At 66.5% G+C, this 26,623-nt stretch carries 21 protein-coding genes; 8 read left to right on the top strand and 13 right to left on the bottom strand.

Features of this window, described 5'->3' with window-relative positions; genetic code table 11:
* The first annotated feature begins 123 nt into the window (after positions 1-123).
* On the top strand, positions 124-510 hold the full coding sequence (locus AB0P23_RS14985; protein WP_032370928.1) for a membrane protein: 387 nt from the start codon (positions 124-126) through the stop codon (positions 508-510).
* Here the strand turns inward: AB0P23_RS14985 and AB0P23_RS14980 are convergent.
* Both AB0P23_RS14980 and AB0P23_RS14975 read right to left on the bottom strand, forming a co-directional pair.
* Positions 473-3,886 carry an ATP-dependent DNA helicase gene (locus AB0P23_RS14980; RefSeq protein ID WP_283550098.1) on the bottom strand — a complete coding sequence of 1,138 codons (3,414 nt, stop codon included), beginning with the start codon at positions 3,884-3,886 and terminating at the stop codon, positions 473-475. The two genes, AB0P23_RS14985 and AB0P23_RS14980, sit on opposite strands and share 38 nt — an antisense overlap.
* A complete protein-coding gene (locus AB0P23_RS14975; RefSeq protein WP_283541551.1) occupies positions 3,883-7,200 on the bottom strand; it encodes an ATP-dependent DNA helicase in 3,318 nt (1,105 codons plus the stop codon). The genes AB0P23_RS14980 and AB0P23_RS14975 overlap by 4 nt, the downstream gene beginning before the upstream one ends.
* 120 nt (positions 7,201-7,320) lie before the next feature.
* Between AB0P23_RS14975 and AB0P23_RS14970 the strand changes: the two genes are divergently transcribed.
* The 4 genes from AB0P23_RS14970 to AB0P23_RS14955 are packed head-to-tail and all read left to right on the top strand — an operon-like array spanning position 7,321 to position 10,677.
* On the top strand, positions 7,321-8,097 hold the full coding sequence (locus AB0P23_RS14970) for an alpha/beta fold hydrolase (RefSeq protein ID WP_032372875.1): 777 nt from the start codon (positions 7,321-7,323) through the stop codon (positions 8,095-8,097).
* Positions 8,098-8,439 carry an MGMT family protein gene (locus tag AB0P23_RS14965; protein WP_027496546.1) on the top strand — a complete coding sequence of 114 codons (342 nt, stop codon included), beginning with the start codon at positions 8,098-8,100 and terminating at the stop codon, positions 8,437-8,439.
* Positions 8,436-8,882, top strand: a complete 447-nt coding sequence (locus AB0P23_RS14960) for a PaaI family thioesterase (RefSeq protein WP_228139195.1) — start codon at positions 8,436-8,438, stop codon at positions 8,880-8,882. The genes AB0P23_RS14965 and AB0P23_RS14960 overlap by 4 nt, the downstream gene beginning before the upstream one ends.
* A gap of 13 nt (positions 8,883-8,895) precedes the next feature.
* Positions 8,896-10,677: an NTP transferase domain-containing protein gene (locus AB0P23_RS14955; RefSeq protein WP_268987790.1), complete on the top strand. Its 1,782-nt coding sequence runs from the start codon at positions 8,896-8,898 to the stop codon at positions 10,675-10,677.
* Here the strand turns inward: AB0P23_RS14955 and AB0P23_RS14950 are convergent.
* The 6 genes from AB0P23_RS14950 to AB0P23_RS14925 all read right to left on the bottom strand — a co-directional run bounded on the left by AB0P23_RS14950 (position 10,634) and on the right by AB0P23_RS14925 (position 18,497).
* Positions 10,634-11,368 carry a sirohydrochlorin chelatase gene (locus tag AB0P23_RS14950; RefSeq protein WP_080733166.1) on the bottom strand — a complete coding sequence of 245 codons (735 nt, stop codon included), beginning with the start codon at positions 11,366-11,368 and terminating at the stop codon, positions 10,634-10,636. The genes AB0P23_RS14955 and AB0P23_RS14950 overlap by 44 nt on opposite strands.
* The gene (locus AB0P23_RS14945) at positions 11,365-12,546 is read right to left on the bottom strand and encodes a uroporphyrinogen-III synthase (protein WP_363798048.1); all 1,182 of its coding nucleotides are present in this window, start codon (positions 12,544-12,546) and stop codon (positions 11,365-11,367) included. The genes AB0P23_RS14950 and AB0P23_RS14945 overlap by 4 nt, the downstream gene beginning before the upstream one ends.
* 20 nt (positions 12,547-12,566) lie before the next feature.
* Positions 12,567-12,944, bottom strand: a complete 378-nt coding sequence (gene nirD / locus AB0P23_RS14940; RefSeq protein WP_283541552.1) for a nitrite reductase small subunit NirD — start codon at positions 12,942-12,944, stop codon at positions 12,567-12,569.
* Between the two features lie 128 nt (positions 12,945-13,072).
* Positions 13,073-15,568: a nitrite reductase large subunit NirB gene (nirB, locus tag AB0P23_RS14935; RefSeq protein WP_032366317.1), complete on the bottom strand. Its 2,496-nt coding sequence runs from the start codon at positions 15,566-15,568 to the stop codon at positions 13,073-13,075.
* A 59-nt stretch (positions 15,569-15,627) separates the two neighbouring features.
* Positions 15,628-17,031, bottom strand: a complete 1,404-nt coding sequence (locus AB0P23_RS14930; protein ID WP_032372878.1) for a nitrate/nitrite transporter — start codon at positions 17,029-17,031, stop codon at positions 15,628-15,630.
* Positions 17,032-17,255: 224 nt separating this feature from the next.
* Positions 17,256-18,497, bottom strand: a complete 1,242-nt coding sequence (locus AB0P23_RS14925) for an MFS transporter (protein WP_283541553.1) — start codon at positions 18,495-18,497, stop codon at positions 17,256-17,258.
* A 98-nt stretch (positions 18,498-18,595) separates the two neighbouring features.
* Here AB0P23_RS14925 and AB0P23_RS14920 point away from each other — a divergent pair, with 98 nt between their 5' ends.
* A complete protein-coding gene (locus AB0P23_RS14920; RefSeq protein WP_032372686.1) occupies positions 18,596-19,288 on the top strand; it encodes an FCD domain-containing protein in 693 nt (230 codons plus the stop codon).
* On the opposite strand, the gene AB0P23_RS14915 is transcribed toward AB0P23_RS14920, so the two are convergent.
* From AB0P23_RS14915 to AB0P23_RS14905, 3 genes are all read right to left on the bottom strand, one after another.
* Positions 19,278-20,132, bottom strand: coding sequence for a TIGR02569 family protein (locus AB0P23_RS14915; protein WP_027496537.1), 855 nt, complete (start codon positions 20,130-20,132; stop codon positions 19,278-19,280). The genes AB0P23_RS14920 and AB0P23_RS14915 overlap by 11 nt on opposite strands.
* 68 nt (positions 20,133-20,200) lie before the next feature.
* A complete protein-coding gene (gene moeZ, locus AB0P23_RS14910) occupies positions 20,201-21,367 on the bottom strand; it encodes an adenylyltransferase/sulfurtransferase MoeZ (protein ID WP_080729269.1) in 1,167 nt (388 codons plus the stop codon).
* A gap of 76 nt (positions 21,368-21,443) precedes the next feature.
* On the bottom strand, positions 21,444-22,424 hold the full coding sequence (locus tag AB0P23_RS14905; RefSeq protein WP_094622501.1) for a DUF3152 domain-containing protein: 981 nt from the start codon (positions 22,422-22,424) through the stop codon (positions 21,444-21,446).
* 384 nt (positions 22,425-22,808) lie between these two features.
* Here AB0P23_RS14905 and AB0P23_RS14900 point away from each other — a divergent pair, with 384 nt between their 5' ends.
* On the top strand, positions 22,809-23,462 hold the full coding sequence (locus AB0P23_RS14900) for a TetR/AcrR family transcriptional regulator (protein WP_027496534.1): 654 nt from the start codon (positions 22,809-22,811) through the stop codon (positions 23,460-23,462).
* A gap of 83 nt (positions 23,463-23,545) precedes the next feature.
* Here the strand turns inward: AB0P23_RS14900 and AB0P23_RS14895 are convergent, their stop codons facing one another.
* Both AB0P23_RS14895 and AB0P23_RS14890 read right to left on the bottom strand, forming a co-directional pair.
* Positions 23,546-23,773, bottom strand: coding sequence for a DUF3107 domain-containing protein (locus AB0P23_RS14895; protein ID WP_027496533.1), 228 nt, complete (start codon positions 23,771-23,773; stop codon positions 23,546-23,548).
* A 138-nt stretch (positions 23,774-23,911) separates the two neighbouring features.
* Entirely contained in the window at positions 23,912-24,646 is a 735-nt protein-coding gene (locus AB0P23_RS14890) for a ferritin-like fold-containing protein (RefSeq protein ID WP_241257832.1), read from the bottom strand.
* Positions 24,647-25,059: 413 nt separating this feature from the next.
* Here AB0P23_RS14890 and AB0P23_RS14885 point away from each other — a divergent pair, with 413 nt between their 5' ends.
* The gene (locus AB0P23_RS14885; RefSeq protein WP_363798006.1) at positions 25,060-26,616 is read left to right on the top strand and encodes a DEAD/DEAH box helicase; all 1,557 of its coding nucleotides are present in this window, start codon (positions 25,060-25,062) and stop codon (positions 26,614-26,616) included.
* Positions 26,617-26,623: the final 7 nt, after the last annotated feature.

Below are 26,623 nucleotides of genomic sequence, written 5' to 3'. Positions count from 1 at the left end.
CTCACCGAAGTCGAGATCATTCACGGCACGCAGCGTAACCCCATGCCGCGCTTCTGCGTCGACAACCGACCGCTTCGAGCGGACCGGATGGGCGGATGCAGCACCGTGTGGCACGGTGTGTGCATGACACAGAGACCGAGTCAGGCCGCAGCGCTGCGTCTCGCGGGATTGCTCGCCGGCGCCGGAGTACTCCATTTCGTCACTCCCCAATTCTTCGATGCGCAGGTACCGACCGCCCTACCAGGTTCGGCGCGGACGTACACCCAGGTATCGGGAGTAGCCGAGCTCGCTGTGGCTGCCACGTTGGCCGCACCCCGCACCCGTCGAGTGGGCGGTGCGTTGGCAGCGGGCCTGTTCGTCGCGGTCTTCCCCGCCAACATCAACCTCGCATGGAAGTACGTACGCAGCTCCAAGACGTCACCGGCCTTGAAGGCCGCCATGATCGCTCGTCTCCCCCTGCAGATCCCACTGGTCACCGAGGCTCTGAAAGCTCGTCGACTGGCACCGTAGTGTCGATGTCGTCCACGACGGATCGGCCTTCGAGCAGCGCCGCCAAAGCTGTTGCGTCAGGCAGCTTTTCGGGCGAGATGGTACGACCGCTGCGGACGTAGTGGAACGCCGCACGGACGCGATCGAGCGGTACCGGCTCCGCACGACCGACGGACATCAACTCCGCCCACGCCAGCCGGTACGCCGCCAGCTGCATCGCCACCGCCTGCTGCTCGGACGCAGACGGTTCGGCTCCGGTCTTCCAGTCGACGACGGTCCAGCCGCCGTCCGGGTCGGCGAACACCGCGTCGATCCGACCGCGCAGCACTGTTCCTGCCACCGACGTCTCGAACGGCACCTCTACCTCCACCGGACTGCGCAGAGCCCAATCGGAGGCCTCGAACGCCCGCTGAAGAGTGTCCAGGTCCACATCGGCAGAAGCACCGGTATCGGCGGAGCCCGGTAGTTCGTCGAGATCGAGCAGGCGGGTCGCGCCGAACCGTCGCTCGATCCACGCGTGAAACGCTGTTCCACGGCGCGCCAACGGATTCGGGGGAAACGGAAGTGGCCGGCGCAGTCGCGAGGCGAGCGCATCCGGATCTGCCGCCAAGTCGACCAGCTGAGTCACCGACAGGTTTTCGGGTAGTGCGACATCGACCCCGGCAACGGCCCGCGCCGAGCGCTCGGCCAGCAAGGTCCGGACGTCGAAGCCCCACTTCTCCGGGTCGTCCTCGTCCTCGTCCTCGTCTTCGTCCGAATCATGGTGGGAGTCGGCCTTGTCGGCCAGGGCCCGCAGAACGTCGGCCGCACCACTCTCGATCGCGCCTCGCCTCGGCCCGAGCGGATCTCGCGGCCAGGATGCCGTATGCGGCTCTGCCCCCAACGGGTTGACGGCTCCGGCTTCGGGGGCCGGTGCCCACTGCTCGACCACCGCGACGGCGTCCTCGGCCGTCGAGGTGTACCGGTGGAGCTCGTCGAGAAACTCGGACGGGCCACGAGGCTTCGTGGACGTCTCGTCCCACTGATGCGCCGAGACCAGCAGCACCCGTTCGGTTCTGGTGAGTGCAACGTAGAACAGTCGACGATCCTCCGCGAGCCGACGCCGAGCGAGTGCATCCTTGTGCCGCTTGACGGCGTCCTCGAGGTCCTTTCGGTTGTAGAGGTCCTCGAGCTCGAGTACCGGTACCCCCTCGGAACCCTCACCGTCGAGAGCGCGGTCGCCGCGCAGGGACGGCGGCAGTTCGGCCATCGCCCCGAGCCAGGTCGACGAGGCGTTCGAGGACGGGAACACTCCGGTCGCCACGTGCGGTACGGCCACGACCTCCCATTCGAGGCCCTTCGCCGAATGCACCGTCAGCACCTGTACTCGATGCGGGGCTACCTCGACCTCGCCCGGAGCCAACCCGTCCTCGACAGTCTCTGCCGCCGCGAGGAACGACAGGAATCCGGTGACCGTGGCCGTTGGATTGTCGGCGTAATCGGCCACCACATGGGCGAATTCGTCGAGATGCTCGCGCCCGACTGCACCATCGACACCGAACGGTGTCCGCGCCTGCGCTTCGACCCCGATGCCCATGATGCGTTCGATGTCGGCGACCAGTTCCGTCAGCGGCTGCCCGATACGGTCGCGCAACAGATGTAGTTCTCCGGCGAGCGCAGTGATGCGTCGGTGCCCGGCCTCCGAATATCGTTCGGCCGAACCTGGATCGGCGATGGCGTCGGCCAGACCGGCCTGCTCCGACTGTTCCCCCGGCAGGGCACTTCCGAGCGCGGCGTCGAGCGCCTGTGGGTCGTCGACACGGCCCGCGGTGCCGTAGCCGCCCCGAATCTCGAGCTCCCTGGCGCGCTGAGCGAGCGCCCGCAGATCGGCGGCCCCGATCTGCCATCGGGAGCCCGTGAGGATGCGCATGGCCGAGCTGCCCGCAGTCGGATCGGCCACCAGACGCAGCATCGCGATGATGTCGGCGACCTCCGGCACATGCAGCAATCCGCCGAGCCCGACCACCTCGACGGGTAGGCCACGGCTACGCAGCACCTCGGCGATCGGCTCGGCATCGGCGTTGCGCCGCACGAGTACCGCGGCACTGGGCGGAGGCCGGTCCAGTTCGAGGGCGTCGCGGTAGCGCTCGGCTATTCGGTCGGCGATCCATTCCCGTTCGTCGAGGACGGTGTCGGTGACGGCCAGCCGTACATCGCCGGGCACCGCGCCCGGCCGGGCCCGCAGGGTCGGCACCGGTACACCGACACGGCGCAGGGGGTCGGTGATCAGATTGGCGAGAGCGAGTGCCTCGGGCGGGTTGCGCCAGCTGGTGAGGAGTTCGAGCCGCGGTGCGGGACTGCCGTCCGCCTGCGGGAAATCGGTGGCGAACCGCGGCAGGTTCGCCGCTGACGCCCCTCGCCACCCGTAGATCGACTGCATCGGATCGCCCACGGCTGTCAGCGCCAGGGTGGCATCGCTACCGGATCCGAACAGTGAGGACAGCAGCACCCGCTGGGCATGACCGGTGTCCTGGTATTCGTCGAGCAGAACGAGCCGAAAGCGTTGCCGCTCTGCGATTCCCACTTCGCGATGTTCGGCCGCGACCCGCGCCGCCATCGACATCTGCGAACCGAAATCCAGTGCCCCTTCGTGCCGAAGCGTCTGCGCGAGTCGTTCCACCAAGGGCAACAACGTGATTCGTTGATGTTGGGCATCGAGGATGTTGAGCAGCTCCTTGGTCGGCCCGCCACGTTGACGTGGACCGGGGCCGAGTGTGTGCACCAGTTTCTCGAGTTCCACGTGCGCCTCGCGCAGCTGGTCGGGGTCCACCAGATGTTCGGCCAGCTGACCGGAGAGGGCGAGTACCGCCTCCGTCACCGACGTGGGATTTCGGTCGGTGTCGAGATCGCCGTCCCACGTGCTGACCACACGATGCGCGAGCTGCCACAGTTCGGTCTCCGACAGCAGCGTCGCGGAGGGCTCGATGGGCAGCAACAGGCCGTGCTCGGTGAGCAGTCGCCCGGCATACGAGTGGTAGGTGCTCACCTCCGGCTCCGCGGCGAGAATCCGTTCGCGCAGTGCCAGACTCGGATCCAGCGCGCGCACCAGATCCGACCCGGCGAGCCGCGCCAGCCGAGCGCGGATTCGGGACGTCAGTTGCTGCGCGGCCTTTCGGGTGAACGTCAGTCCGAGTACCTGATCCGGATCGACGAACCCGTTGGCCACCATCCACACCACTCGCGCGGCCATCGTCTCGGTCTTCCCAGCCCCTGCGCCTGCCACGACGAGCGTCGGACCGGGTGGGGCGGCGATCACCGCCGCCTGCTCGTCGGTGGGTGGGTGCTTCTGCCCGAGGGCGCGGGACAGTTCGACGGGTGAGACCCGCACGGTTGCGCTGCGCGTCGCCGAGGCGGTCACTGCTCGGTCACCTGCCGTCCTGTCTCGTGGGCCGGGCAACTGGATTTGACGGGGCAATGTCTGCACCCGTCGTTGACTCTGGCTTCGAAGACGGGACCCTGCGTCGCCGAGGCCGCCCGGTGGACGGTGTCTCGCCATTCCTCGAGTTTCTCCGGTGTCGGCACCTCCTGGATCCGCTGCGTCGCGCCGTCCTTGTTGTGCGGTTTGGCCACGAACACCAACCGAGCACCCCCGGGTTCGCCCGCGGGCTCACCTTCGATCGCACCCGCGGCAGCGGCGACCTGATACGTGGCCAATTGATGGTGGTTGCGCGCGTCTTCCTTGGACATCACCGTTTTGGCCGTCTTGACGTCGATGACGACCGGGCGGCCGTCCGGATCGTGTTCGAGCCGATCGATCCGGCCGCGCAGGGCGACCGCAGGCTCGTCCTCGGATCGGGCGGCCAGAATGCCGTCGACCTGTACCTCGACGCCCGCCTCGGTGAGCTCGCCTCGGGTGCCCTGCAGCCAATTCTCGAACGTGTCGAGCATCGCCCCGGTTCGATCGAGCTCGTGACGCGAGAACCACTGTGATCCGAGATCGACTGCATCCCACGCCGTCTCGAGTGCCCGCCTGAGCTGGTCCGGTGGGATCCGGCCTGCCACCGCCTGCACCAGAGTGTGCACGAGGGTTCCGGTGACGGCGTGAGTGTTGGTGCCGTCGTTTCCTCCGTGACGTTCGAGCATCCAGCGCAGCGGGCAGGTGGTGAGCTGTTCCACCGTCGATGGCGAGAGCGGGACCGGCCCGTCGCCGAGGTGCCACAGGGGCTCGCTGGTGCTGAGCCCCGCAATCCCGAACCACTCGTCGGGATGTGCGCCTCGGACGCCGGCCTCGGCGAGTGTGGCCAGGTGCCGCGCGGCGCGTGCTCGCTTGTCCGGATCATGTTCGGCAACAACGGGATCGCAGACGACCCCGCGAAGCTCGGCGACCAACATCGGTAATGCCAACACCCGGTGCGGGGTCGGCGGCTCGGAAACTTCGGGCAGCGGGACGGGATCTGCGTCGCCGTCGACTCCTCGGAGTTCGTCGACGAATCGGGAGCGAACCAGATCGGTATCGCCGGTGCTCGAGTCCACGGCAGTGACGAGCAGAGTGGAGCGCGCGCGACTGCACGCCACGAGGAAGAGCTTGCGTTCCTCGGCGAGTAGCGGTGCAGCTTTCGACAGTCGTCCGTCGAGGGCCGCAGCCGCGTCGACCTTGCCGGACACCAGATCGACGAGGGTGTCGGTTCCGAGGAGGCTGCCGCGCGCTCGCAGACCCGGCCACAGCCCCTCCTGAACCCCGGCGACCGCCACCAGTTCCCATTCGCGACCGGCTGCCGAGTGCGCGCTGAGCAGCGTCACCGCATCGGCCGGCGCGGTCGAACGATTCGAGCTCGAGGTAGGAATCTGTTGCTGCGCAATGTAATCGAGAAATCCGCCCAACTGGGCGCGCGGCAACCTGTCGACGTAGGCCGCCGCGGCGTCGAAGAGTGCGACCACCGCGTCGAGGTCTCGATCGGCTTGAGCACCCGCGGATCCACCCCACGCGGATGCGGCGGACCAACGCCGCTCGAGTCCTGACGCCTGCCACGCAGCCCACAGCACATCCTCGACTCCGCGGCCTTCCCGAGCCACCGCTCGCGCCTTACGAACGACGCTCAGTGCTCGTCGCAGCGGTGCCGCTTCCACGTCCGACAGACCAGTGATCCACCCGAACTTCTCTCGCGTCTCGCCGGTGAGAACGACTCTGAGCAGTTCGGCCGAATCGCGCTCGCCACCCGAGGCCAGTTCGAGTCTGCGGACACCTCGGCGCAGCCGCCGCAGACCTACCGGATCGGCACCCCCGATGGGGCCGGAAAGTAGAGCCAGCGCATCTTCTCCGTCGAACGACGGGTCGGAGATCGCCCGCAGCACCAGCAGCAAGCCCACCGCTCCGTGCTGGCGATGCAACGGCAACTCCGAAGCCGGGGTGATCATGGGGACACCGGCCGCGTGCAGAGCGCGACGCAGCGGCGCGACGGTGCGCGGGACCGACCGCACGACGATCGCCATCTCGGACCAGGGCATTCCGTCGATCAGGTGCGCGCGTCGCATGGCGTCGGAGATGATCGCGGCTTCCTTGGCAGGCGACGACACGACGTGCACCCGGGCCTCCGGCTCGCCGAACCGAGCCGTGGCCACCGGCTCGGGACTGCGGTGCCGACCGAGCCCGGGCAGTCGCCCCGCCACGATGTCGGTCAGTTCCGCCACTGCAGGCACCGATCGAAAGTTCCGCGTCAGGACCACCCGTCGAGGCGAGTCCGCATCGAGCAGATCGGCCACGAACGTGGGATCCGCTCCACGGAACGTGAAGACGGATTGATCGGGGTCCCCGGCGATCACGGTCGATTCGGTATCGGTGCCGATCAGCCGAATCAGCTGCGCAGCTTGCGGATCGAGGTGCTGTGCATCGTCGACGACGAGGTGCCGGATGCGGGCGCGCTCACTGCGCAGCAGATCCGGGTCGGTGGCGAACGCCATCAGTGCGCTGCCGATGAGCTCGGCCGCGTCGAGGCCCGGTGCCGTGGCCCCTGCGGCTTCGACGCCGACTGCGCCGCGCAGCAACATGGCTTGTTCGTATCGAGCCGCGAACTTGCCGACGGCGATCCATTCGGGTCTGCCGTGCGTGCGGCCGAGCTTGACCAGATCCTCGGGTCCGATTCCGCGCTCGGCGGATCGGAGCATCATGTCTCGCACCGCGGTGACGAATCCTGCGGTACCGAGAGCCGGGCGCAATCGATCCGGCCAGTCGGTCGCTCCGTCCTCGATGTCGCCCCGCAGCATCTCGCGGACCACCGCGTCCTGCTCGGCACCGGTCAGCAGTCGAGGAGGCGGATTGCCGTAGAGGGAGGCCTGCAACCTGAGTACCGCGAACGCATACGAGTGCACCGTGCGTACCAGCGGTTCGCGCGTGGCGCGCAGCGCGTGATCGCCGCTGAACAGACCGGCGGTGATCTGCTCGCGGAGCGTGATGGACGCGCGCTTCGACTGAGTGAGCACCAGGACCGATTCCGGATCGCCGGACACGATTCGGGAGACTGCGTAGTCGGCCACGAGCGCTGTCTTTCCCGAGCCGGGCCCGCCGAGCACCTGCCAGGGGTTCCATCGAGGAGCGCCCTGAGCCGCCTCCGCCGCCGAATCGGGGGTCCACGCCAGCAACCGGGCAGCGGAATCGGTCCACCGGCGGGCCGGCTGCGCCACCCTGGGTGCACGGACGAGGGTGACCGTCGCGCCGTGTCTGCCGTCCGTGCTCATGCGGGACATGCAATCACGACCCACCGACACGAAGGGCCGTGCCCCGATCCGGCGGCCCGGGGGCGGCAGCCGACCCGTCCCTTTCGAAACCGGGGCCTTCGATGCGGCATAGTGGTTCACGTGCCCGAGTTGAATCTGCATACGTTCGGACCCGCAGACGGTCCCGAAATCCTCGCCGTTCACGGTGTGACCGGCCACGGTGCCCGTTGGTGGGACCTCGCCGAGAATCACCTGCCCGAGGCCCGCGTTCTGGCTCCCGATCTGATCGGCCACGGCCGTTCTCCGTCCGTTCCACCGTGGGACATCGACGCTCAGGTCACCGCACTGAAGGCCGTGCTCGACGCCCATGCGCGCGGTCCGGTCGTGGTGCTCGGACATTCGTACGGCGGCGCGTTGGCCGTGCATCTCGCACAGCGGTTCCCGGAGGTGGTGCGCGCGCTGGTGCTGCTCGATCCTGCGATTGCCTTGCCGCCGGAGGAGCTGCTCGAGGTCGCCGAGGCCACTGCGAAGTCCCCCGATTACACCGACGCCGACGAGGCGCGTTCGGAGAAGATCCACGGGGCTTGGGCGGACGTGCCCACCGAGTTGCTCGACCGCGAGGTCGCCGATCACCTGGTCCCTGCCGACGGCGGGAAGGTCGCGTGGCGAATGTCGATTCCGGCCATCGTTGCGACGTGGGGCGAGCTCGCTCGTCCGATCGTGGTGCCCGCCGAGAGCGTCCCGACCATCGTGGTGCGGGCCATGCGCGTCGAACCTCCTTATGTGACCGAAGAATTCGTGTCCGCGCTAAGAGACAAGCTCGGCGAGAACCTGCGCACCGTCGAACTCGACTGCGATCACATGGTCGGCCAGGCCAAGCCGGCCGACGTGGCCGAGCTGGTGCGATCCCTGCTGTAGATGGCTCCGATCACCGAGGCGCAGGTGGAACGGGTGCGCGCGTTGGTCGCGTCAATTCCCGTCGGTTCCGTTGCCACCTACGGGGACATCGCAGCGGCGGCCGACCTGTCCAGCCCCCGCATCGTCGGGTGGATCATGCGGACCGACTCCGCCGATCTGCCGTGGCATCGTGTCCTGGGTGCTAGCGGAAAGCCTGCGGCGCATCTGGCGACGAGACAACTCGAGACGCTGCGCGGTGAAGGTGTCGAGATCCGCGACGGGCGAGTGTCGCTGAAGTCCGTTCGCTTCGACTTCGGGGCGCTCCCCCAGCCTCCGACGTCGACCACTAATCTCGAAGGATGAACATCGGAGATCGGCTCGGGCAGTTCGATCCACGCCCTACGGCGAAGTTCGCCCTGTCCAAGGCGAGCACTTTCGTCGCCGCGGCCGGCCTGGTGATCGACGAGGTCTCGGGCACGCGGGTAGCGGGGCACATCGAGTTGACCGAGGAACATTTCACGCCCTGGGGCGTCGTGCACGGTGGGGTCTATACCAGCGCTGTGGAAAGCGCCGCGAGCATCGGTGCGAGTGAGGCGGTCAAGGATCGCGGCGAGTTCGCGGTCGGAGTGCACAACGGAACCGATTTCCTGCGCGCCAGCAAAGGCGGACGGGTGGATGTTCTCGCGGAACCGTTGCAGCAGGGCCGCGTTCAGCAACTCTGGCTGGTCACGATCACCGCGACCGACAGCGGTAAGACCATCGCGCGCGGCCAGGTTCGACTGCAGAACGTGCCGCTGCCGACGTGATGGGATCGCACCGGTGAGCGGCTCGTCGACCGAGCCGATCTGCGACGCCATCGTGCTCGCGGGTGGTCGCGGATCGCGAATGGCAGGCCTTGCCGGCTCGCCATCTGCAGAAGTCGACAAGCCCGCGCTCACCGTCGGCGGACGACGACTGGTCGACATTGCAGTGTCGGCCGTCTCGGACTGTCGCCGAACGGTACTGGTGGGCCCCACACGCGACGCAGTACCGGGTTCGGTCGTGCAGACCCGAGAGTCCCCCGCCGGCGGCGGCCCGGTGGCAGCTCTGGCCGCCGGGCTCGAAACACTGGACGGCACAGCCGATCTGGTGGCAGTCGTCGCGTCGGACATACCGCTGCTGAATGCTTCTGCGGTGCAGTCTCTGATCGATCACTTCGACCGAGTCGAGACCGATGCAGTGTTCGCGGCCGACGCCACCGGTCGCATCCAGTTCCTGCTCGGAGTCTGGCGCTACAGCGCGCTGCGCTCGGCGGTGGCGGCGCTCGATACCGTCGAGGGCGCCCCGATGCGCGCACTCGTACCGAACGAGCACCGCGTCGTCACGGTTGCCGATATCGAGGACTGCGATACCCCTGCCGATCTGGTAGCCGCGCGCGCCGCAGCCGCGTCGAGATCGGAGGACGTACTCGACATCGACGCCGCGCACGAACGAATTCGACAGCGAGTAGCCGCCCTCCCTGTTCATCGAATTCCGTTGCAGGACACGGCGGGGACCGTGCTCGCGCAACCGTTGGTGGCGGCAACGGCACTGCCTGCGGTCGATATCTCCGCGATGGACGGATTTGCCGTGAGCGGACCCCCTCCGTGGACGCTGCGGCCCGATATCGCCTACGCCGGGACGTCCGGCATCGCGCGACTCGCCGACGGCAGCGCGGTACGCATCGCGACCGGCGCAGCGCTTCCTCCCGGTGCCACTGCGGTCGTTCGCGACGAACACGCGGTCACGACACCGGCCGGCGTCGTAGAACGCGCACCGACGGCGACGTCGGGAGACGACACGCGTCGCCGCGGCGAGGACTGGCTTCCCGGAACGGAGTTGGTTGCCTCGGGTACCGCGATCGACACTGCTGTTCGGTCACTCGCCGCGAGCGCGGAGGTGACCGAACTCGACGTGCGGGGGCCGGTTCGCGCACGAATTGTGATCAGCGGAAACGAGATTCGGGTATCGGGTCCACTGGCACCCGGGGAGACCAGGGATGTACTCGGATCGGCGCTGCCGGAGTATCTGGCGCACTGTGGAATCGCCGTCGTGGACGCACTGCTGCTCGACGACACGGCGACCGCGTTCGCCGACCTCTTGGGAAGTACCGAGAACATCGACCTCGTGGTCGTGGTCGGAGCCACCGGAGGAGGTGCCGCCGATCAGCTACGCTCCACGCTCGCCGCCCTCGGTGCCGAAACCGTCGTCGGGCGAGTGCGCGTGCGACCCGGCGGATCCCAGATCACCGCGACCCTGCCCGACGGTACGGTTGTCCTCGGCCTCCCCGGAAATCCGCTCGCGGCAGTGAGCACGGCGCTGCTGACCGCACCGGCGATCGTCGACGCGCTCACCGCTCGCATTCCGCGTTCACCGCGAACGGGGTTGTTGTCCAATGCATCCGAGGTTCGAGCCCCGATCCCTCGAATCGTTCCCGTGGTGGCCGACGGTACCCGCTGGCGAGCCGACGTCAAGGTCCGGACAGCTCATCTGGCGCACCTCGTCGGCCGTGATGCTCTCGCCGTGATACCCGCCGACGTCAGCGACGACGAGCCGGTGACAATTCTTCCGTTACCGTACTGAATTCCGAACCGGCCAGCAGCCGAACACCCTCGTGGTACCGCTCGACGACGAGATCGACGATGGCCGGATGCACCCCGAGCGGCGCACCGACGCCGTCGGCTCCCACGTCGGCCAGCCGATTGTGGAAGAGCCCACGAGCCAGCAGATAGCTCGCCACGAACACTCGATCGTGCGCGGCTTCCCGCAGTCCGGACACCGCCTGCGCGACGGTCGGCGTACTGGTGGCCACGTATCCGATCTTCACCGGTGCCCGAGCGGCGTCCGCGAGCATGGCCGCCGCGATCCGATGTTCCTGCAACGCACGAGGATCGGACGATCCTGCGGCCGCGAGCACGATGCTCTGGCCGGCTCGCCAGCCGGCGTCCCGGAGCCGATCGACCATCACTCGCGCGAGCACCGGGTCCGGCCCGAGGGCACGGGTGACGGCGACCGACGAGTGCGCACTGTCCGTGATCTCGCGCGGCACGTCGGTGTGGACGTGATAACCCGATGCCAGAAATGCCGGAACGACGACCGCCGATTCCGGAGTGTCGCGCAGCACCTCGGACGGGGACGGTCCCAGCACGTCGACGAAGGCGACACGCGTAGTACCGATCTGCTTCGAGACGGCGTCGGCAAGCGCGGCGACCATCTCCACACCGCGCGGGTTTCGAGTGCCGTGTGCGACCAACACCAAGGTGGGTTCCATCAGTACTTACTCCCCTCGCTCACGGCAACAGCCCCCGCGGATTCGTGTGCATCACAGTCGGATTCGGTCTCGATATAGTCCAACGCGATACGGTAGCCGCGTTTGACCACGGTCTGGATCGCCTTGGGTGCCCCCAGTGAGGAACGGAGTCGGGTCATGGCGGTCTCCACCGCGTGGGTATCGCCACCCCCTCCGGGCAACGAGGCCAACAGGTCTTCACGGGAGACCACGCGCCCCGGATTACGACTCAGCGTCTTCATCAGCGCCATCCCGGCCGGGGACACGGGCCGCACCTCCCCGTCGACCACCACACACCGTCCCCGAACACTGACCACATGCCCGCCTGCGTGCAGGCGACCGGTTCTCCTGGGCAGCTCCTCGGCGATGTGACGGGCGAGCGCGCCGAGCCGCGCACGCGCAGGCGCAGTGGTGGCAACCGACAGCTGTTCGAGCGGGGCTGCGGTGACCGGCCCCACGCACACCGGAAGCACTCGCGTACGCATCGACTGCAGCAGAGGCTCGAGTACGCCGTTCTCGTCGGCACGCATCAGCATCGACGCGACCGCCGGTGCCGAGGTGAAGCTGATGGCGTCGAGATCACCGACGACGACCGATTCGATCATGCGATCCATCGGACTCTGATCGTCGGGTGCCGTCCAACGGTAGACGGGCACCGGCACCACTTCGGCTCCGGCGCAACGCAGTACCTCGCAGAAATCCGGAACCGGCTCCCACTCGGTGGTCGCGCCGTGAAGTTGTACCGCTATGCGTTTGCCCTCGACGCCCTCGGCGAGCAGATGTTCGAGCACTTCGGCGGACGACTCGGAGGCAGGCGACCATTCTTCACGTAGATCCGCCGCGCGAATGGCACCGGTAGCCTTCGGACCGCGCGCCAACAGTCGCGACGCACCCAGAGCACGACCGAGTTCTTCGGCTCGCCCCCAACCGTCGGCGGCCTCGATCCAGCCACGAAAACCGATTCCCGTGGTGGCGACGGTGATCTCGGGTGGTGCAGCGATGATCGCCGCGGTGACGCGTTCCAACTCTGCGTCGTCGGCGAGCGGGATGATCCTGATCGCAGGCGCGTGCATCACGCTGGCCCCACGCCGCTCGAGCAAAGTCGCGAACTCCTCGGCGCGACGCGACGCCGTCACCCCGACGGTGAACCCGGCCAGAGGCATGTCCGCCCCGGCATTTTCGGTCACGTAGATCCGCCGCGCACGAGCACGACACCCTCGACCGTGGCGACCTCGAACGAGCCGAGCGAGACCTCCGCATCGTCGAGGCAACGTCCGTCGACGAGAGAGAAGACCTGCTTGAGCAGCGGAGACGCGACGGTGGGCTCGCCGCCGCGGTCGCCGACCAGACCACGCGACATCACTGCAGCGCGGCCGTAGGGATCGATGTTGCCGACCGCGAACAGTCGTCCGTCGTCGAGCAAGAACAGTGCCGCCTGGGTGCCGCCGCGCAGCAGCACCGCTACCCCGCGACCCGGGATGAGAGCGTCGAGGGTGCAGGCCGGGGTCCAGTCTCGCGAAAAATCGTTCGGTACCGAAGTATGTGAATCGATGACAGTCATGGCGTACCTCCTGGTCAGCTATTTGACGCTGCCCGTGTTTCTTGGCCGTTAAGCGGCGATTACCCACCTGTGCACATGCGCTCAGGTTCGTGACCTGTCGGTTGTCAGGAATCCGTCACTCGAGCACGTCACGCTCCGATGCGCGGCATCCCCATCAGCACGGGCACCTTGCGTGCGCCGGACTCGTCGAACGCGATGGTCGGATCGGCCTCGGCCGGAGCGTTGACGAAGGACACGAACCGGCCGAGCTTCTCCTCGTCCTCGAGCACCCCTGCCCATTCGTCCTTGTAGCCGGCGACATGGCGTGCCATGTCTGCCTCGAGTTCTGCGCCGATGCCCAGGCTGTCCTCGCAGACGACGGCTTTGAGGTGGTCCAATCCCCCATCGAGCGATTCCAGCCACGGTGCGGTGCGTTGCAGGCGGTCCGCGGTGCGGACGTAGAACATCAGATAGCGGTCGATGTAGCTGACGAGTGTGGCGTCGTCGAGGTTGGACGCGAGCAACTGGGCGTGCTTGGGCGACTGGCCACCGTTGCCGCCGACGTAGAGATTCCAGCCGCCTTCGGTGGCAATGATGCCGACGTCCTTGCCGCGGGCTTCGGCGCACTCACGTGCGCAACCCGACACTCCGAACTTGATCTTGTGCGGCGAACGCAGTCCGCGGTACCGGTTCTCGAGGTCGACGGCCATTCCCACCGAGTCCTGAACACCGTAGCGGCACCAGCTGGACCCGACGCAGCTCTTGACCGTACGCAGCGACTTTCCGTACGCCTGACCCGATTCCATGCCTGCGTCGACGAGCCGCTTCCAGATTTCGGGAAGCTGTTCGACGCGGGCACCGAACATGTCGATGCGTTGCCCGCCGGTCACCTTGGTGTACAGCCCGAAGTCGCGGGCGACCTCACCGATGACGATCAACTGCTCGGGCGTGCACTCCCCTCCCGGCATCCGAGGCACCACCGAATAGGTGCCGTTCTTCTGGATGTTGGCCAGGAAGTGGTCGTTGGTGTCCTGCAACGACGCCAGTTCACCGTCGAGAATGTGATCCGACGAGGTGGACGCGAGAATCGAGGCCACGACGGGCTTGCAGATGTCGCAGCCGGCACCCGATCCGTACTTGGCGATCAACGACGAGAAAGTTCGGGTGTTCGTCGCCCGCACGATCTCGAACAACTCGGCCCTCGACTGAGAGAAGTGCTCGCACAACGACTTCGACAGCACCACTCCCGATGCCGCCAGCAGCGATTTGATCGACGGCAAGCATCCTCCACAGGTGGTGCCTGCCGTGGTGCAGCTCTTCACCGCGGCCAGATCGCACGCACCGTCGGAGATAGCCGAGCAGATCGCACCCTTCGTCACACCGTTGCACGAGCAGATCTCGGCGTCGTCGGGAAGCGCTCCGATGCCGACCTGCTCGGCCGCCGGAGAGATCAGCGAACCCGGATCGCCCGGCAATTCGCGTCCGACGAGCGGCCGGAGCAACGAGTACGCCGATGCGTCGCCGACGAGGATGCCGCCGAGCAACGTCTTGGCGTCGTCGGTGACGACGAGCTTGGCGTAGGTGCCCTTGGGTGCGTCGCTGAAGACCACCTCGAGCGCACCCGGAGTTGCGGCCATCGCGTCACCGAAGCTCGCCACATCGACGCCCATGAGCTTGAGCTTGGTCGACATGTCCGCTCCGGGGAATTCCGCTGCGCCGCCGAGCAATCGGTCGGCCACCACCTCGGCCGTCGAATATCCGGGCGCGACGAGTCCGTAGCATCGGCCTTCGACCGCAGCACATTCGCCGATGGCGTAGACGTCGGGATCGGATGTGGTGCAGCCGATGTCGACCAGAATACCGCCGCGCTCGCCGACGTCGAGGCCGCTTTCGCGAGCCAGCCGGTCCTGCGGTCGTACCCCCGCGGAGAACACCAGCAGCGCCGCGTCGATCGTATCGCCGTTGCTCAGCTCGACCGTCAATCCGGCGCTGTCGTTCTCGGTGATCGACGACGTGCCCACTCCCACATGCACGTTCAACCCCAGATCGGTGACGAGGCGGGCCAGTAGCGCACCGCCGCCTTCGTCCACCTGAAGCGGCATCAATCGCGGCGCGAACTCGATGACGTGCGGCGTCATGCCCATCTTCTTCAACGCGTTCGCCGCTTCGAGGCCGAGCAGGCCGCCACCGACGACCACGCCCACGGCTCCCGGTCCAGCGGCGTCGGCGCGTGCACGGATCCTGTCCAGGTCGTCGAGGGTGCGGTAGACGAAGCACGCGGGCAGGTCGTGTCCGGCGATCGGCGGGACGAACGGGTAGGAGCCGGTGGCGAGGACCAGCGCGTCGTATTCCACGGTGTCGCCGGCCGAGGTGACGACGGTTCGGTGGTCACGGTCGACGCGTTCGGCCCGCACCCCGGTACGCATCTCGACGAGGGAGTCGCCCGGATAGTCGTTGCCCGCCAACGCAAGTTCCTTGTGGTCCCAGGCACCGACGTAGGACGACAGACCCACCCGGTCGTACGCAGGCAGAGCTTCCTCGCACAGGATCGTGATCTTCCACTCGGCACCCTCGTCGCGCGCCCGCAGCGCCTCGACGAACCTGTGCCCTACCATTCCGTGCCCTACCACTACCGCGTTCTTCATTGCGGGTCCTTCCGATTTCGTTGCCGTGCAGAGTGTTTTGAGTGCGCCTACACCGAGCGTCAGACGGCTACCGGTGCGTCGGCGTCGGCGGAATTTGTCCTGCGCAGGTAGATCGCCCACGTGACGATCGCGCAGACCACGTAGAAGCCGAGAAACACCCAGAACGCTGTGGTTGCCGACTTCGCACTACCGGAGTACGACGCCCGCAGCACCAAGTTGATGGCGACACCGCCGAGTGCGCCGATGGCACCGGCGATCCCGATCAGTGCGCCGGACATCTTGCGGGACCAGTGCTGCTGTTCCTCGACCGTCATGCCCTGCAGTGCAACAGATTTCGCAGCGAAGATCGCGGGAATCATCTTGTACACCGACCCGTTGCCGAGGCCCGAGAGCAAGAAGAGTGCGATGAATCCGATGACGAAGAGGACCATCACAGTGCCGCTGGCCGCCCCGGGCGTCGAGTCGTCCCAGGTGCTGGCCGCTACCAGAATTCCGGTGGAGAACGTCATGGCCACGAACGTGTACAGGGTGATCTTTCCGCCGCCGATCTTGTCGGCGAGCTTGCCGCCGAACGGACGCGACAGCGACCCCAGCAGTGGCCCGAGGAACGCGATCTGTGCAGCGTGCAGCGAGGCCTGGGCCTGCTGAGCCGCCGTGGCGGGTGCCCCGTCGGTCAATCCGGCCAGGAAGTTGATCTGGAGTACCTGCCCGAATGCGAAGCTGAAGCCGATGAACGATCCGAACGTACCGATGTAGAGGAAGGCGATCCACCATGCGTCGGAGAACTTCAACACGTCGATCATGGAGCGGCCGTTGGTCTTCTGGTTGTCGAGGTTGTCCATGTACAGCGCGGCACCGACGGCGGCGATCGCGATGAACACCAGGTACACGGCGCAGACGATCTCGGGTGCGGTGTTGCCGATGGTAGCGATGACCAGCAGACCGATGAGCTGGATGACCGGTACGCCGATGTTGCCTCCGCCGGCGTTCAGTCCGAGGGCCCATCCCTTTTCGCGCTGCGGATAGAAGGCGTTGATGTTCGTCATCGACGAGGCGAAGTTACCGCCGCCGACTCCGGCGAACGCCGCCACGATGATGTACGTGGTGTACGAGGCCGGGTTCAACATGAAGTACATCGTCAACAGCGTGGGAATCAACAACACCAGAGCGCTGAAGATGGTCCAGTTGCGCCCGCCGAATTTCGCCGTGGCGAACGTGTACGGAATACGCAGGACAGCACCGACGAGAGTGGGGACTGCCACCAGGAAGAATTTGCCCGCGGCATCGATGCCGTAAACCGACAACGGCATGAACAGCACCATCACCGACCAGATCGACCAGATCGAGAAGCCGACGTGTTCGGCGACGACCGACCAGATCAGGTTTCGTTTGGCGATCTGCTTACCGCCGCCTTCCCACGCCTGCACGTCCTCGGAATTCCAATGCGCGATCCGGTGATTCACCGAGACGGGAACGGTCCCGGGCGGAACGGGTGCGGTGGCAGCAGAGCCGGTTTCGGCTGAAGCGCTGCGAGAAAGGCTGGTCACGTATGGCCTCCTGGTTCGGTGAGTGACACCAAGATAGGAAAGCCATGTTGCAGCGGCGCTGCGTGCGGTGACCCGCTGATTAACTCGTTCTCACCCGCTCGTCGGCGCGTACGTGAGATCGAACGCGTCGACGAGCCGGGTCACCAGGAGTCTTCGAGCATCCGAGGTCGACAGCACAGATAGCCGCCGACCAGCAGAATCACAACGCATCCGGTGAGCAGCGTCAGCGGCAATCCCCAACCGCCGGACACGGTGTGCAGGAAGCCGAACAGTATCGGTCCGGTGGCCGACACCACGTAGCCCAGCCCCTGGGTGAAGCCCGAGAGCGAGGATGAGCCCACCGCGGTGCGGGTCCTGAGATTGATCAGCGTCAGCGACATCGGAAAGGTCATCGTGCCGAGGCCGATCAGGCACACCCAGATCACCGTTCCGGCGGCAGGCGAGAAGTGCAAGCCGGAGAACCCACAGAGGTAGCACACCGCGGCGACCAGGACGAGGCCGAACGGATTTCGCAGTTTTGCGCAGAGGGTCGGCGTGGCCAGCGACGTGACCAGGCCCATCGCTCCGAACGCGGCGACCGAGGCTCCGGCCAACCCCTCGCCGATACCCGAGTCGATCAACAGCGTCGGCAGCCACGTCAACATCGAATACGTGATCAGCGACGTCATCGCGAACATCATCACCATTCCCCACGCGAGCGAGGATCGATGGATGCGGCCGCCGGATCGGGTGTGCACGGCCGCCGAACCGGCCTCGGCAGAGACGTCCTTCTCGTCGCGACCACGTCGGGCGATCACGACACCGAGCCACGGCAATGCTGCGGCAACACCGACGATCGCCCAGACCCCGATGGAGAGCCGCCACCCGTGGGCATCGGCGACCGGAACCGCGAGCAGCGGCGGAATCATGGTGCTGATCTGGAGTGCACAGATGTAGATGGTGCTGACCACTGCGAGTCGATCCGAGAAGTACCGCTTGACCAGAGGTGGGATGACGACGTTTCCGATACCCATGCCGGCGAGGGCGATCGCGGACAGCGCCAGCAACGACGCCGTGTTCTGCGCGAATGCCCGGGTGGCCATCCCGATCGTGGTCAACGCCATGGCGAGCAGGGCGGCGCGCTCGAGACCGGTGCGCTTGGCGAGAAGCGGTGTCGCCAACCCGAACACGGCGAACATCGCCGGTGGCAGCATCCCGACGACGCCGATGACGGCATCCCCGAACTGCAGATCCGTTGCGATCCTGCCGAACAGAGGGCTGATGGACGTCACGGCGGCGCGCAGCGTCAGCGCAGAAAGAACGATGGCAGCGAACACCAGCAGTCGGCCGCGAACGAGTGATGTACCGGTCTGGGTGGTCTCGGAAACGGTAGGCGCACTCACCGCGTAATCATAGGATGACCGGATCATCGGGTGCAACGCAGTATCATCGTCGGCGCAGCACCCCGAGCACTGCACCGCCCCCAGAACGAGGAGCCTCCGTGCGCCAGGTCCACCGATCGAGCCTGATCACCCAGGTCACTGCAGCCCTGCGCGACGAGATCACGTCGAAACGATGGCCGGTCGGCAGCAGAATTCCCACCGAACCGGAGCTGTGCGAGATGACCGGCACCGGGCGAAACACGGTTCGTGAGGCCGTTCAGGCACTCGTCCACGCCGGCATGGTCGAGCGACGGCAGGGGTCGGGAACGTTCGTCATGACCTGCTCGGACCTCGGCGGCACCCTGGGCAAGTACTTCTCGGACGCCCGTTATCGCGACGTCACCGAGCTCCGGGAAACTCTCGAGGTGACCGCAGCAGCATTGGCTGCGGATCGACGCGACGAGCACGACATCCGAGAGATGAACGACGCCCTCGAGAACCGCAATGTCGCCTGGTCGAGCGGCGACGTGCCGTTGGCCGACGCCGTACGAATCGACGCGCGCCTGCATCGGAGCATCGTCGCCGCCAGCCACAACGCGATCTACCTGGAGTTCTACGACTCGTTGCTACCGGTGATCCACGAGACGATCAGAGAACACGCCACCGCTCACGACGACGACTACGTCGCCGAGCACACAGCCCTCGTCGACGCGATCGTGGACGGTGATTCGGCCCGGGCAATCGCCTCCGCCCGGTCGCTGTTCCGCGAACTCTCCGCCGCTCCGGGCCACGCGCCCGAACCTACAGAATGAGACGCACCAGATCTGCCGTGCGCGCGAGGCCGGGAAATGCCTCCGACGTCGACCGCGGATGAAGTGCGTGCACAGCCAGACGAAACATCAACGCGCGCAACAGCATCTGCGGCCATTCCGGTAGATCGTCCCACCGGCCCACCAGACCGTCGTCGGCGTCTCCCCACGAGAGCGCGTCCACCACGGCGACGCCGGCAGCCCACGACGCCGGACGCCAGTACGGGGTGATATCGCTGATCCCCGGAGCATCGCTGCCGGAGAACAACACCGTCCCGAACAGGTCGCCGTGTACCAATTGGTCCGGCGATTCGACGGGCTTACGCAGTGTCGCAAGCTGTTTGACCAATTCGAGGCTGCTCTTGCCGTCACTCGACGACGGCTCCGGCGCACCCGCACCGCGAGCGGTCCGTAGCGGAACGGCCTCCCAGGCGGCCCGGTCGGCCGCGACGAACACGTCGACGTCGGCCCACGGGGCGACGGGTGGCTGCACCAAGAAGCGGGGACGTTCCAACTGCGCGGTCGCTGCGTGCAACCGCATGGACAACGAGACCACTTCGTCGTGGCGAGGCTCGGGTTCGCCTGCGACGAACGTATCTGCACGCCAACCGGACACGACGTATCGACCATCGGTCGAGCGCACCGGTCGAGCGAGGCGCACACCGTCCACAGTCAGTGTTTCTCGCACCTTCGCAGACCAGGCTGCGCGAGCGTGATCGGCGACGGGCGAGAGCACGACGTCACCCAGACGCCACCCTCCGTCCCAGTCCGCACCCAGTGGCGCAGGTTCGACATCGCGCAGCCCGAACGTAGAGATCACGTGCTGAGGAGGTTCGACAGAGCTCACGAACGCCACGGTACCGCCGATCGGGCAGAGCTCTGCGGACGACGCGCGCATGCGGCCCAGCCGCCACGTCAGTAGATGGGCAGGCCGGGCTCGATCTGCTTGGCCCACTCCACGATTCCGCCGTCGAGATGGGTTGCGTCGGTGAAACCGGCACCGACGAGAGCGTCGAGAACCTCCGCGGACCTGATGCCGGTTTTGCAGTACAGAACGATCGGTACCTGCTGTGGCAGTTCGGCCAACGCCGCCCCGGACAGAATTCGCCCGCGCGGTATCAGCCGAGCGCCCTCGATCCGCACGATGTCCCACTCCACCGGCTCACGCACGTCGATCAAGGCGACCTCGCGTCCGGAATCCAACATCGCCCGTAGCTGCTCGGGGCTGATCGAGGCGTCGTCGGATTCGACGGCCGGCACCACCCCGCAGAAGGCGTCGTAATCGATCAGTTCCGTGATCGGGGTTCGGTGCGGATCACGGGCCAGTCCGACGGTTCGGTAGCTCATGGCCAACGCGTCGTAGATCATCAGCCGTCCCAGCAGCGTCTCGCCTATTCCGGTGATCAACTTGATGGCTTCGGTCACCATGACCGACCCGATCGAGGCGCAGAGCACGCCCAGGACGCCACCCTCGGCGCAGGAGGGCACCATTCCCGGCGGCGGAGCCTCGGGGTACAGATCTCGATAGTTGATCCCGACGCCGCCCGGAGCTGCATCCCAGAACACCGAGACCTGCCCCTCGAACCGGTAGATCGAACCCCACACGTACGGGATACCGACCAGTGCGGCCGCGTCGTTGACGAGGTATCGGGTGGCGAAGTTGTCGGTGCCGTCGAGAACGAGATCGTAATTGCCGAAGATGTCGATCGCGTTGGACGAGTCGAGGCGGACCCTGTGCAGCACCACCGAGACGCCGTCGTTGAGTTCGAGGATCGAGTCCCGTGCGCTGTCGGCCTTCGGTCGTCCGACGTCGGACCGCCCATGGATGACTTGTCGCTGGAGGTTGGACAGCTCGACGTCGTCGAATTCCACGATGCCCAGAGTTCCGATGCCGGCGGCCGCGAGGTACAGCAGCGCAGGCGAACCCAGTCCGCCGGCTCCGACCACGAGCACGCGGGCGTTCCGCAACCGCTTCTGGCCGTCCGTTCCGACGTCCGGAATGATCAGGTGACGGCTGTACCTGGCAACCTCCTCGGAGGTCAGTTCACCGGTGGCTTCGACCAGTGGCGGTAGGTGGACCACGCTCAGCGACACTCCTCGACTCGACGGGGCGACCACATAACTGCGTTCGCCGCCTTCGAATCTAATCCGCGATCGCTCACCCGCGCGGATAGGGCCACGGGTTGAACCGGCAGGTCTTGCCGTCCATGGGCACGACGCCCTCGGGGTCGAGCCGCGCGATGTCGTCGTTGGCCGTTCCGAACGTCTGCTGCATCATCACCGGTGCCAGCCCGCCGTCGGTTTCGCACGGCTGATGCTGCTGGTAGCCGATGGCGTGCCCGACCTCGTGGTTGATCTGATACTGACGGTACGAACCGATGTCTCCCTGGAAGGAGATCGCTCCGCGTACCCATCTGGGTTCGTTGAGCACGACCCGTTCGATGCCGGGGTTGTAGCAGGACACCTCGAGTTGGATGTCGTATCCACACGCCTGCCGAATGGACATCTGCGACGTCAGGGAGATCCGGAAATCCGGGTCACCCTGATCGATACGGCGGAACGCGAAACGTGGGTCGTTGGTCCAGCTCTTGGGGTTGGCCAACGTCTGATCCACCAGACGGCCGAACGACTCGTCGCCGCCGAAACCGACGGTGTCCACACCGTCCTCGACCTCGACGGTATAGGTGAACACCCGCTCGGTTCCCTGGCCGACCTGCTCGGTGCTGCCGGCGACGGTGTGCCAGGTGCCTGCCCCCTGCACCGCGAACGGTCCACCGTCGGGCAGCTCACCGGACGAGATCGTTTCCGCGAAGTTGCCGTCGGCCTGCGGCGGGACCCCGATGATTCCGGTTCCGGACGTATCGGAGCTCAGCGTGCCGAACCCTGGGTCCTGGGAGGTGCCCTGAGAGGCGGTGCCGACGACCGGGTCACCGGCCCTAACGGCATCGACGACCACGAGCGCGGTGACGGCGATCAGGATCGGTACCGCGTACGCCCGCCAGCCGTAGGTGGCGGCGAACTTTCCCAACTTGGTTTGTTTACGCACGTCACGCTCGGGGCGGCGACTGCGGTCCTTGACCTCGCGCTGCGTCGGGTCCCACTGCGCGCGCAAGGGCTGATGCGACCCACGACCACCCACGCCTCGTGGAAGATCGTCCGACCGCTCGTCGAACCCGCCGGACTGCACACCGCCGCGAATTCGCGGCTCGCCTCGGTCAGTCACTCGCTCACGATCTCACAATCCTGCTCGCTCGCCGCTCGGCACGCCGATACCGGGGACGGATCTATCGGGCTCTCGGTACGACAAACATCGTACAAACAAACCATGCGATGTGATTCGAGATCGCCCGTTTCCGACAAGGATCCCCCAGGATCCCAGCGGTGCCGACGGCCACGAGTATCGTTGCCCGTGATCTGCGCTACGAGCGGTCCGAACCGAAGGCCACCCGCCGGAAGTTCACGCCGGACCGCACGTTGTCGAACCAAGACGAGCGCAGCTGTCGACGCGATGGGAACATATTTGATGACAGATCTCGACGACCGGAGGTCCTCCGACCGTCCGGCCACCACCGGCAACCGCCGCAGCGCCAGGCTGCCGCGTGATGCCCGTCGGGCGCAACTGCTGGCTGCTGCGAGCGAAATCTTCGTGACCCGCGGCTATCACGCGTCGGGAATGGACGAGATCGCCGAATGCGCCGGAGTCAGCAAACCGGTTCTCTACCAGCACTTCCCCGGCAAACTCGAGCTGTACCTGGCGGTACTGCAGAGCTACGTCGACACCCTCATCGCCGGGGTTCGTCAGGCTCTGCGTTCGACGACCGACAACAAGCAACGCGTCCGCGCTGCGGTTCTGGCGTTCTACGATTTCGTCGACACCGACACCCAGGGTTTCCGCCTGGTCTTCGAGTCGGATCTGATGGGTGACCCTCAGGTCAACGCCCGCGTGGAGCAGGCGACCGAAGCATGCGTCGACGCCGTCTTCGACCTGGTCGCCCACGATTCCGGACTCGATCCGTACCGAGCACGAGTGCTGGCCGTCGGCCTCGTCGGTGCCAGCCAGTTCACCGCACGCTACTGGCTCGAAGCAGATCGGCCGATCTCCAAGGAAGACGCCGTCGACACCACGGTTTCACTGGCCTGGGGCGGCCTGTCGCACGTTCCGCTGCAGTCTCCGTAACCAGCCGGTCGGGCATCCCGCCCACATACGCCACACGCCCCTCGTTCGAGAAGAACGAGGGGCGTGTGGTGTTACCGGCCGTCTCAGGTGGTTGCGAACCCGACCTTGCGAGGATCGGACGGGCCGATCTCGACGTACGACACCTTGGCGGTCTGGATCAAGAACTTGCGTCCCTTCTCGTCCTCCAACGACAGCACTCCGTCCTTACCTGCGAAGGCGGTCGATACGAGCGCTTCGACCTCGGCCGGGGACTGCGCACTGTTCACGACGAGCTCACGGGAACTCTCCGACACACCGATCTTGACCTCCACGGTCAACCTCCGAACTCTCGACAACTGACGCTGTTCTCGCCAGGCTAGTGCAGCCCGCGTGCCGCAGCCGCTTCCAGGCCTGTGCTGTCAGCGAACACCGGGCGGGGACCCGCCCCGCCCGGTGCCCGATCGAGCCGATCAGTCCAACCCGAGCGAGGACATCCGTTCGGCATGCTGCTCCTGCATGCGATCGAACAGAGCGACGACCCCGTTGAGGTCGCCCGACGCGGTGATGACGAGATCGGTCAGCGACTCGCGCTGCGCGAGCACGAACTGGGCCTGCGTGATCGCCTCGCCGAGCAGTCGACGCCCCCACAACATCAGGCGTGCCTTGTCCTGGGAGCTCGCCCGGACCCGTTCGGACACCTCGTGGACGACGAACTCCGAATGCCCGGTCTCGGCCAACACGTCGCGGACGATCTCCGCGACGTCGGGGGCGAGGCTGTGCGCGATCTGCCGGTAGAAATCAGCGGCGATTCCGTCACCCACGTATGCCTTGACCAACGACTCCAACCAGGTCGACGGCGTGGTGGAGGCGTGGTACTCGTCCAGAGCCCGCACGAACGGATCCATCGACGAATACACGTCGAGGCCACGGTTGGACAAAGCCTGTTCCAACGTCTCGAAATGACTCATCTCGGCGGCGGCCATACTCGCCAGCGCCACCCGGCCTTCCATGGACGGAGCCATTCGAGCGTCCTCCGCCAACCGGTAGAACGCAGAGATCTCGCCGTAGGCGAGCACGGCGAACAAGTCGGGAACGCCCGGGTGATCGTGTGCGATCGCGGGCTCCCCTCTGTTCGGATCGCTCGACCCGACGAGGGCGGTGGATGCAACTGCGGGCGACGACGACTCCGACGAATGGGCTCCCATTCCACGAATCGTAGACCCGTGTCCGACGCCCCGTCGCGGGGCGCGTCACACCTGCCGCGACCCGTCGACCGTGGAGAATCGGGCCGGGCAAGCTACCATGGTGTCGATCGTTGCTCGCGGACCTGTCACACGGACCGAAAGCCGATGCGGCGATCATCGATAATGTGTGCGCACCTGATCCGGGTCGCCTCGAGAGCTTCGCCGCAGCGAACGTCACAGTTCGCGGCCGCGCTGAGGCTGACGGCGACATCACATCGGATTGAGGGCATCGACTTCGGCCGGCAATAGGCCTGTGCCCTTCCTTGTGCGTACGTTCGACCACGAGGAAGGCCAGTCCCCTGAGCAAGATAGTCGTAGACCAAGAATCCGAGACCGGCGACACGACCCTGTCGGCCCAACTGGACGACACGCATGTGCCGCCGACGTTCGCCGAGTTGAACGTCGACGCCGACATCGTTCGTGCACTCGCCGACATGGGTATCGAGCGCACCTTCGCCATCCAGGAGCTCACTCTTCCGCTGGCGATCGCGGGAGACGACCTCATCGGGCAGGCCAGGACCGGAATGGGCAAGACCTTCGGTTTCGGTGTGCCTCTGCTGCATCGTCTCGCCACGGAGAATTCCGGAACGACCCCGCTCGACGGCACGCCACGCGCGCTGATCATCGTGCCGACCCGTGAGCTGTGTGTTCAGGTCAGCTCCGACCTCGAGAATGCATCGAAGTACCTCAGCGGCGCGAACGGCCCGGTGAAGGTTCTTTCCATCTACGGCGGCCGCCCGTACGAATCTCAGATCAGCGCGCTCCAGAACGGCGTCGACGTCGTCGTCGGCACTCCCGGCCGTCTACTCGACCTCGCCAAGCAGAACCACCTGATCCTCGGCAAGGTCGGCGTCCTGGTTCTCGACGAGGCCGACGAGATGCTCGACCTCGGGTTCCTTCCCGACATCGAACGCATCCTGGGCATGGTCCCCGACAAGCGTCAGACGATGCTGTTCTCCGCGACGATGCCCGGCCCGATCATCACGCTGGCGCGCACGTTCCTGACGCAGCCGACGCACATCCGGGCCGAAGAGGCGGAGTCCTCCGCCGTGCACGATCGCACCGCCCAGCACGTCTACCGGGCGCACGCACTCGACAAGGTCGAGATGGTCGCCAAGGTGCTCAAGGCGGAAGGCCGCGGCGCGACGATGGTGTTCACCCGCACCAAGCGCACCGCGCAGAAGGTCTCCGACGAGCTCGCCGAGCGTGGCTACTCGGTCGGCGCGGTCCACGGAGATCTCGGGCAGGTCCAACGCGAGAAGGCTCTCAAGGCGTTCCGCACCGGCAAGATCGACGTGCTGATCGCCACCGACGTCGCGGCCCGAGGTATCGACATCGACGACGTCACCCACGTCATCAACTACCAGTGCCCCGAGGACGAGAAGACCTACGTCCACCGCATCGGCCGTACCGGCCGTGCAGGGCGCACCGGTATCGCCGTCACCCTCGTCGACTGGGACGATATCCCGCGCTGGCAGCTGATCGACAAGGCCCTGAATCTGGGTATGCCGGATCCGGTCGAGACCTACTCGAGCTCGCCGCATCTGTTCGCCGAGCTCGATATCCCCACCGATGCGACCGGCACCGTACGCAAGGCGGCACCCGCGCGAGCCGCAGAGCAGGCCGCTGACAAGGCCCCCGACACCGAGTCCGCAGCACCGTCGGCAGAGGCGTCCGCACCGAGCAAGCCGCGCCGCTCACGCAGCCGCCGTCGCACCCGCGCGGGACAGGACGGGGACCAGGCCTCGACCTCGACCGACTCGGCCAACGCCTCTGCATCGACCGCGAACCCTGTTGCGGCACAGTCGGATTCGACCGATTCGTCGACACCGGAAGCGTCGACCAAGACCGCTCCTCGTCGCCGACGCCGTCGCCGCACGAGCGGATCGTCCGCCGAGACCGGACCGTCGACGGCGAGCGCGTCGGAGTAGTCTCCAG

This window comes from Rhodococcus sp. NPDC077669 (genome assembly GCF_040686915.1).
Classification (GTDB): Bacteria; Actinomycetota; Actinomycetes; order Mycobacteriales; family Mycobacteriaceae; genus Rhodococcoides; species Rhodococcoides fascians.
The sequence above is the reverse complement of the archived record's forward strand: the minus strand, read 5'-3'. Positions and strand labels throughout refer to the sequence as shown.